Source organism: Candidatus Binataceae bacterium (assembly GCA_035294265.1).
GTDB lineage: Bacteria > Desulfobacterota > Binatia > Binatales > Binataceae > DATGLK01.
The window spans coordinates 1-8,193 of the sequence record DATGLK010000089.1; the positions used below are offsets into that span (position 1 = coordinate 1).

The 8,193-nt window shown below is 60.5% G+C and carries 9 protein-coding genes; all 9 read right to left on the reverse strand.

All coding sequences use genetic code 11. The annotated features are described in order from the left end of the window. Nucleotides 1-410, reverse strand: a 410-nt coding sequence (locus VKV28_13925; GenBank protein ID HLH77896.1) for a hypothetical protein, incomplete at its 3' end; no start/stop codon positions are given. A 3-nt stretch (nucleotides 411-413) separates the two neighbouring features. Then, complete coding sequence (gene trbG / locus VKV28_13930) at nucleotides 414-1,352, reverse strand: P-type conjugative transfer protein TrbG (GenBank protein HLH77897.1); 939 nt, start codon at nucleotides 1,350-1,352, stop codon at nucleotides 414-416. Nucleotides 1,353-1,364: 12 nt separating this feature from the next. Continuing rightward, nucleotides 1,365-2,030 carry a VirB8/TrbF family protein gene (locus tag VKV28_13935; protein HLH77898.1) on the reverse strand — a complete coding sequence of 222 codons (666 nt, stop codon included), beginning with the start codon at nucleotides 2,028-2,030 and terminating at the stop codon, nucleotides 1,365-1,367. A gap of 496 nt (nucleotides 2,031-2,526) precedes the next feature. After that, a complete protein-coding gene (locus VKV28_13940) occupies nucleotides 2,527-3,099 on the reverse strand; it encodes a hypothetical protein (protein ID HLH77899.1) in 573 nt (190 codons plus the stop codon). Then, nucleotides 3,096-3,239: a hypothetical protein gene (locus VKV28_13945; protein HLH77900.1), complete on the reverse strand. Its 144-nt coding sequence runs from the start codon at nucleotides 3,237-3,239 to the stop codon at nucleotides 3,096-3,098. Before VKV28_13945 ends, VKV28_13940 begins: the two co-directional genes overlap by 4 nt. Next, nucleotides 3,236-3,574, reverse strand: coding sequence for a hypothetical protein (locus VKV28_13950; GenBank protein HLH77901.1), 339 nt, complete (start codon nucleotides 3,572-3,574; stop codon nucleotides 3,236-3,238). Before VKV28_13950 ends, VKV28_13945 begins: the two co-directional genes overlap by 4 nt. Next, nucleotides 3,567-3,920: a type II toxin-antitoxin system RelE/ParE family toxin gene (locus tag VKV28_13955; GenBank protein HLH77902.1), complete on the reverse strand. Its 354-nt coding sequence runs from the start codon at nucleotides 3,918-3,920 to the stop codon at nucleotides 3,567-3,569. Before VKV28_13955 ends, VKV28_13950 begins: the two co-directional genes overlap by 8 nt. 578 nt (nucleotides 3,921-4,498) lie before the next feature. After that, nucleotides 4,499-5,749 carry a Rieske 2Fe-2S domain-containing protein gene (locus VKV28_13960; GenBank protein HLH77903.1) on the reverse strand — a complete coding sequence of 417 codons (1,251 nt, stop codon included), beginning with the start codon at nucleotides 5,747-5,749 and terminating at the stop codon, nucleotides 4,499-4,501. Between the two features lie 343 nt (nucleotides 5,750-6,092). Beyond that, nucleotides 6,093-8,193: efflux RND transporter permease subunit (locus VKV28_13965; GenBank protein ID HLH77904.1), on the reverse strand; the 2,101-nt coding region annotated here is incomplete at its 5' end.

Below are 8,193 nucleotides of genomic sequence, written 5' to 3' on the forward strand. Positions count from 1 at the left end.
AGCGCGCGGTTGTGGAACGACTCGACCATCTGCGGCGCGCCGAGCGCCTTGATGAATTCGTCCTCCTCAAGCTCGGCCAGCCGGCTCGGCGGTCTGGCGACGGGATTGTTCTGCCGCGCGACTATTGGCGGTGAAGAGAGCGCCGACACCGGAGCCGCCGTCGGCATCGTGACCGGCTTGGCGTCGGCTTCGAGGTCGGCCACCGCTCGCCGTCGCGCCATGTCTGGAATCGCGACTGCTTGATCCTTCAGCGTTCCGTTCTCGGCCGGCTGCGACGCGGAATGAAGCGCCAACATCATCGCCAGCAACGAACCGCCCAATACCGCTCCGACCGTGATAACCAGCGTCCGCGTGAGACGGCCGCCGCCGTGACGCTGCGTCTGCTGAACCGCTTTCAGAGTTGCCGCCATCGCTCACCTCGCCGCGCCCGTGTAAGCGATCTGGACGCGGTCCTGGGCGCGACCCACGCCGGAAACCAGCACCGCCTGATCGAACAGCCGGTCGACCACGTAGTAGTCGCCGCGCACCCGGTAGTTGACCATCTCGTTGCCGTCGCCCGCCGCGATGAGCAGCGCCGGAGCCTCGCTCGACTTCATGCCGGCCGGCATCTGGATGAAGACGTGGCTTCCGTCGTCGAACGCGCGGACGGGCTTCCACGGCACATTCGGCCCGGCAACCTTGTACGAGAAGTTCAGGTCGCCCGGATCGAGCGAGGCGAGCGGCGTGACCGCCGGGTCGTCAGCCTTCGCATCCTCGGTCTCTCGCTTGGCCTGCTGGTCGGCCTGCGCCATCGCGGCAAGCAGGTCGTCGGGATAATAGAACTCGACCTCCTGCATCTCGTGGCCCGGCCGCGAGCGCAGATTCAGGTGGTAAATGTGGCGCGTCGTGTAGATCGTCAGATTGGTCGCGATGCCCGCCGCCTTGGGCTTGACCGCAAGGTGTGGGGTTGGATCGCGGGGATCGCCCGAGGAGGCCGGTGTCACCATCCAGCGCTCGCTGTCGCCCAGCGCAACGTCGGTAATCGTTTCGCCCGGCTCAAGCTGGATATCCGTGGTCCTAAGAGGCGCGCAGTGGATGACCGGATCGGCGACTTCACCGTAAGGGTACAGCGTGTATGCGGGCGTGGTGTACGATGGCCACGCTCCGGTCTTGTCGTGCTCCGAGACCGCCTGCCTGACTTCGGGCGGCTGCTGGGCGAGAAGCTTGGCCCCCGTCAGCGGCGCGGGCGCTGGCGCTACCTTCGGCGCCGCGTGGGTTACGAGCGTGAGAGGTGGTGGCGACGGCTGTTGGGAAGCGCATCCGCCCAGCCCGAGCATGAGCGCGATACCGATTGCTATAATCTTGTCTCGCATCGCCCTCCTCCGTCAGCTTCGTTGCTCCGTCCAACTGATTCGCGTCACGTAAAAGCCGAGCGGGTTGTCAAGGATCGAGGCGTCGGACGCTTGCGGCGCCATCTCTGTATCGAGCACGGCTTCCCAGTGCGTGGTTGAGATGGGCGCTCCGTCGAGGCCGAGCGCCTGCTCCGTCCAGCGCACCTGCCAGGTGGCGTGGGACAGCTTCAGGATCGAATCGATCTGGACGGTTACCGTCGTATGCTGCGCGACCTTGAACGGGTCATGGGCGAGGTCTTGGTCGTGGTAGTAGTTCTCGAGGAACTTGTAGGCCGCGCCGCGCACCCGGCTGTAGACCTCGCCGATCACCTGGTGCTCGGCCTGCGGGTCGGCGATTACCTCGCGCGAGTCCCGGATGAAGCCGGCCAGCTCGTAGCGCATCATCCTTTCCGTGGTTAGCTGGGCGGTGCTCTCGCCGAGCGCGGTGGGCGCGGCCAAGGCGTAGCCGAGTCCATCGACCCGGACGACGTAGGGGATGAATCTGCTGCGCGTGCTGACTCGCACAAGTCCGAAGGCGAGGACGAGCGAGAGAACGAGCAGACCTGTCGCCGCGATCTGCCAGTTGCGTTTGCCGAGAACCAGATCAGCGTAACGCTCGTCCCATTCGCGCCGTGCCTTGACGTAAATGCTGCCTTCCATCCTGATGCCTCGCTCCAGACCATCGAGCACGCGGTCTGAATCCGTGCTCGCTGGATTGAGGACGTGAGCAAAACGCCTGCCAGAACGGCGGCGAGCGATACGGCGAAGGAACGTCGCTGGATTTGATCGCGGCGAGCGTTATCAGACCCGAGGTGATCTCAGATGACGATGATCGATCGTTCCGGTGCGCCGGTCACGATCTTCCGAAATCTCAGGTCATCTCGAATGACGTTGGTCATTCGTGGCGCGGCTCGCTAATCTCCATGCATGGAATCAGTCTGCCGGCACGAAGTATCGCCGGTGTACGCGAAGCTCGGGTGGATCGAGGTTCCTGGCCAAACCAGATTCTCGCGCGCCGGACTGACTGTAACGTATGAGCACGACACGATGATCCTGCGGATTGGGGCCAAGCAGTGGCCGCCCGGCCCGATCGATATGCTTGGCTTGCTGTGGTGACCCAGCTATCGGTGCACGCCCGCGAGTTAGGCGCCAGATCTCAGGCGCCCAGATCGTCGAGAAGGCGGATGGTGTCTTGAGCGGCGCCCTCCGTCGCCGGCCACATGCGTTCCGGAAGATCCCAACCCGAACGTAGCAGTTCGACGAGTTCGCGCGCTGTGTTGATCAGTTGCCGAAGCTCGTCCCGCTTCAGCCTCGCCCTATCGAAGGCTGCCTGGACGCTGCTATCGTCGCGGCGGGCAAACAATTGATTCCGTAGCCCAGCGACTCGGTCCGCGATGTCACGCACGCTGCCTAACTTCCGCCGAAAGACCTCGTTCTGATCGCTTGTCAGCCTCCTGCGAAGATCGTTACAAGCCGAAAGGCTGACCACGCCGGAATCGGAATCGAATAAGCGGTATATAGCCATCACGCAGGCAATAAGATGGGCGTGAACGCTGGGGATGAAGAACCCGCGATAGGCTCCGAAAGCGCGGGCGTGTGGGGCGGTCTCGACGTTTGTGTTCTTGAAAGTCAGGAGCCGCCAGATTTCAAAGGATACGTCCGCGGTTGTGACCGCTTGGACGAGTTCGTTGATTTTGTCGACGGGATGCAAAGCGTCAGCAGTTTTCATTTCACTCTGCGGGCGTCGTCGATATCCCTGCTCGCACTGACGAAGCGGAGCTCGACGCGCTTGTCGAGCGAGCCGGCGATGCGCCTGAGCACCGCCGGTAAGGCGTCCTGGTAATCCGCATCTCCCAGCCTGCCGATCATCGACGTACTTGTTCGGAGCGCTCTGGCAAAGTCCCACTGCGCGATCCCCCGGCCAGCGCTCGGCGGACCGCCTCGGGCTCGCGGGCGATAACGGTCAAAAATATTCGCGCAGTCCTGTCCGGTGTCCTTCGGTGCTGCTCCCAGTCCTGCAAAGCGTCGATGGCGAACCCGAATCGCCGGGAAAATTCTGTTTGCGAGCATTTCAGCTTTTTCCTGAGCGCCTTGACGTCGACGTCCTCGGGCACATGTACGCCGAAGCCATCGGTAATCTCACCCCGCGCGAACGCGCGAACTTCCTTGGCCGCCTTGATGAGCTTCGTTCCAATCTTAGACACGCCGCTTCGCTCCTTTCCTGTACTCCCGAACGATATCCCCCAGAATAACCTTCAACTCGTTCCGTTCCGCTTTGCTCAGGTTCGCTCTCTCTCCCTTCGAATACAGGACCAGCAAAAATACCGGCATGTCTTTGCCGGAATAGAACGTGATCACGCGATACCCGCCGCTCTTTCCTTTCCCGCGACCCGCGAAACGGACCTTCCGTGCGCCGCCGGTACCACCGATTTCGTCGCCAGCATCGGGATGCCGGGCGATCATCTCAACCACCGCTTCTCGCTCGCTTTCTGTCAGCCCCGCGGCTTTGGTATCAGCGAGATAAGCGGGGGTCTCGACGACGGTGTGCATCTCGAAATTATACGGCAATGCCGTAGATGTCAAGCGGTGGACCAAGCATCATGTTAAGACCAAAGCGCGGCCGGCTCGGTCACCGCCAGCAATCTCGAACTTTCCGACTCCACGTCGGTACTCTACGGCATTGCCGCCTAGACTCTTATACGGTATTGCCGTAGCTCCAGTGCCCACTTAGTGCCCACTTTGGGATTTATCCACAGGATCTGACGTGATCTCGATCTCCCAACAGTCCTTGTATTTACTGCGTTATATGACTTTGGATGATCCTCGAAAACCTCGCGGGCAAGTTTTCAAGACCGGTGCCTTCAACCGCTCGGCCACCCCTCCCCCAACCTTCTTGTGGGCAAAAGCCATTTATCGCCCACCAAGGCCAGCACGATACTAGAGCAATCTTACTACCTGTGTTGGGTTGGCCAAACTGAGGCTCGACCCTAGCTTGCGCCATGGCTGCGCGAGCACATGTCCAGCACCCAGCGTGCGCACCGTAGGTGGGCCGTTTCGGAGCGCCACCGCGCGGCGCGGCTCTGCGGTCTTCGGTTGGACCGTCGCCCGCGGCCCTTTTTTCAAGCCGGTTAAACCAGCAGCTCGCTAGGCGGGTTTCGCGGATCGACCTCGCGCCAATTGAGTTCCTTGCGATTATGCAAGGTCACCGCGCGAATCCTGCCAAAGTCTACCTGCTGGTCCATCCCCATCGGCGCCTGACCACGCTGATGGTCACGCACCGCCTTGATCAGAAGCCGGCGGAAGCGAATCAGGGTGCTATCCGAGGAACCCAGATACTCGCGGGTCCGATTGGCGATCGCACCTGGCGCCTCGGCGACTGCGAAGTCCTCAGCGATTAGTGACTTGAGTCCGCTCCAATGGCCCTCCTTCATCTTACGCCGATCCTGGCTCCAGACCTGTTCGATACCACCCAGGCCGGCCGCGGTGTCGTCAGGATCACGCGCTTCCTGGCGCGCAAATAGGGCGTTGGTGTCCAGCGGCTTGTCCAGGTAAAACTGAAAGTACCATAGCACGCTCCATTCGTCGTCGATCGGAATCGGGCACAGGGTCAGGTTGGGCGCCGCCGAGTCCATGGGGACAAACGAATAAAACGGCACCACTACTTCGCGAATACGAGTGTAAACGGTACCATCGAACAAATCGCGCAATGCCGCCTCGCGAAAGCCATAGGGCTGCATAATGTAGTCGTAGATGGGGCCGTTGTTGTAGGTCGCCAGCGGAGTACCGGTGTTGGCCTGATTGTTCTTGAGCCAGAAGGAGTGCAGCACGCCCAGATGGGAGGAATCGATCGTTGTCTCCATCGCCTGCAACCAACTGCAGTGCAGAATGGCCTTGGAGACCGCGACCTGGTTGACAGGTAGGCGATTGAATTCGAAATCAACGAAATTGGGCGCCGGATCGCGCTTGCCCAGATAGACCCATACCGTGTTGGCAGCCTCGCGCACCGGGTAATGGCGCACCCGTACCTTGGCCGCGAACTCGGCGCGCCGCTCGGGCGGTTCGGAGGGTACTTCCACCACTTTACCCGAGACGTCGATCTTCCAGCCGTGAAAGATACAGGTCAGCGCGTTGTCTTCGTTGCGGGCCAGCGCCAGCGAAGTGCAGCGATGGGGGCAGCCTTCATCAAAGAAACCTACTCGGCCGTCGGTCGCGCGAAAAGCAACGAAGTTCTCTCCCAGGATTCGCACCCGCTTGGGCGCGCCGTCCGCCTGCAGGCTCTCGGAGCGCACCGCGGGAATCCAATACTCGCGCATGAATTCACCCATCGGCGCTCCCGGCCCCACCTTGACCAACAGGTCATTCTCCTCGTGTGTGAGCATCCCGACTTCCTCCTGACCGTAGCCCTAACGGCCGCGGGCGAATCGCCTTGGTTAAGCCAGGCCCCGCCTTGCCAATGGCGAAAGGCACCCGGTTGACACTGATCGAACGGATCGGCTTTTCCAGCTGCCCGTGATTTAGCCCAACACTAGTTCGACGAGCATAGCGACGTCAACGACACCAATCGACGGCCAATCGCCATCGCATGGCCGGATGGGTAGACACCGGGCAGCTGGCCGTCGTTACGCACAAGCCAGGCCCTCCCCCCGCCCCACCGGCACCTAAAGCGTGGCACACGCGCAGTCTTGCGACGCTGCCGCCTTTTCAGTCGCTGCTCTGACCCAATTACGCCTGGTTTCTCTTCCAGGAATAAAACAGCTCCCACAGCGCAGGGACCAGGAAAAGGGTCATGATGGTCGAAACGCTAAGGCCGCCGATAACCGTGCGTGCCAGCGGAGCCGAGGCTTCCGAGCCGGCTTCCAGCTTCATCGCCACCGGAAGCAGTCCAGCCACCGTAGCCAGCGCAGTCATCAAAATCGGGCGCATCCGAATGCGCGCGGCCTCGACCGCAGCACGGCGTAATTCCATCCCCTGGGCGCGGCGCGCGTTGGCAAAGTCGATCAGCAAGATGGCGTTCGATATGACTATTCCAATCATTACGATCACGCCCATTAGGGATTCTATATTGACCGTAGTATTGGTTGCCCACAACATCCACACCACGCCGATCAGGCCCATTGGGACCGAGAACAAGAAGATAAAGGGATCCAGCCACGACCGCCCCTGGGCTACACCCACGAGATAGACCACCACGATCGCAAGTATGAAGCCACCTTTGAAACTGGAAAAGGCCTGCTCCATTATTTCCACCGAACCCCGATAGTACACCTTGATGTTTTTGGGCAGCTTCAGACCTCCAACTACTTCTTGAACCGCCTGCAGCGTGCCGCCCAGATCGCTACTCTTGGGCGATACCAGGACATCCACCACCCGCTGGATATTAAAGTGATCAGCCTCCGAGGGATAGGTGGCCTCGCTGAGGGTCGCAACATCGCGCAGTAGCACCGACTGTTCGTGTCCATAGCCAGCCGATGGTCCACCGGCATGCGGTTGGAACGAACTGAAATACACCGAAGAAGGATCCACTCGGCGCCCCACCGGAATGTTTCTGAGCGCCTCCATCGATTCGATGTCCTTTTCAAAATACTGAACGCTGAGATAATAATCGTCGCCCGAGATCGGGTCGATCCAGATAGAGGGTTTAATCATTTCGTTATTGTCGATGGCGGTGATCAGATTGGTTACCACCTGCCGCTCGGTTACTCCCAGTCGTGCCGCACGAGCCCGGTTGACGTTAACCATCAAGGTAGGATACTCGGAGATTTCTTTGATCTCCGACTGTTCCACTTGCGGCAATTTAAGCAACCTGCTGCGCACCTGATTGGCAAACTTGAATATCGCGGGGAACGGCTCGGTCATCGGGGCGCTGAGCTGTACGTCGATTGGCGCCGGCGCGCCGAAATTCAGCACGGCGTCGATAATGCTTCCCGAAACGAAAAAGGTTCCGACCTCGGGCATCTCCTGAGCCAATCTTACTCTGAGCTTTTGTTCGTAATACGCGGTCGGCAGCTTGTGTCCCTCGTTAAGCGCGACCATGATTTCGCCGGTATCCTCCCCCGAGTTCGTGGTGTAAATCGCTGAGACGTTTGGTACCACCCCCAAATTGGCAACCACGGTTTTCAGGTCGCTGGGCGGAATCACCTCGTGGATTATGCGGTTGATCCGCTTGGCCGCGGTCTCGGTCAACTCTAGGCGAGTGCCCACCGGGGTGCGAATATCGATCACAAACTTGCCCGCGTCGGTGCGTGGGAACAACCGCTGGCCCAAAGTGGGAAATAACAGCATCGAGCCTGCAAACAGCACCGTCACGCCGCCGATCAGAATGCCTTTGTGATCCAAAACTCGATTGAGCACCATTGCAAAGCGTTCAGCAAAGCGTTCGTAGGCGCGGTCGAAGGCGGCCAGGACGCCGCGGCGATGCTCGTCGCCCTCCTGAACGTCGGCCGCGGTCAGGTAGCGCGCGCAGTAAAGCGGGATGATCGACATCGATACCACGTAGGAGGCGGCCATCGAAAACACCACCGCCAGGGCCAGCGCGCTGAACAGATACTTGGCTACCCCGAACAGAAATACCACCGGCAGGAAGACCACGATGGTGCTAATAGTGGAAGCTAGCACCGCGTAGGTAACCTCTTCGGCCCCTTCGCGCGCGGCCACTTCAGGTTCTTGTCCCGCGGCCAGGTGGCGATTGATGTTCTCCAGCACGACGGTGGAATCGTCCACCAATCGACCGATCGCCAGAGTAAACCCGCCCAGTGTCATGATGTTGATCGTGGCGTTGGAGAAATATAGCCCTAGAACGCCTGCCAGAATCGATAGCGGAATT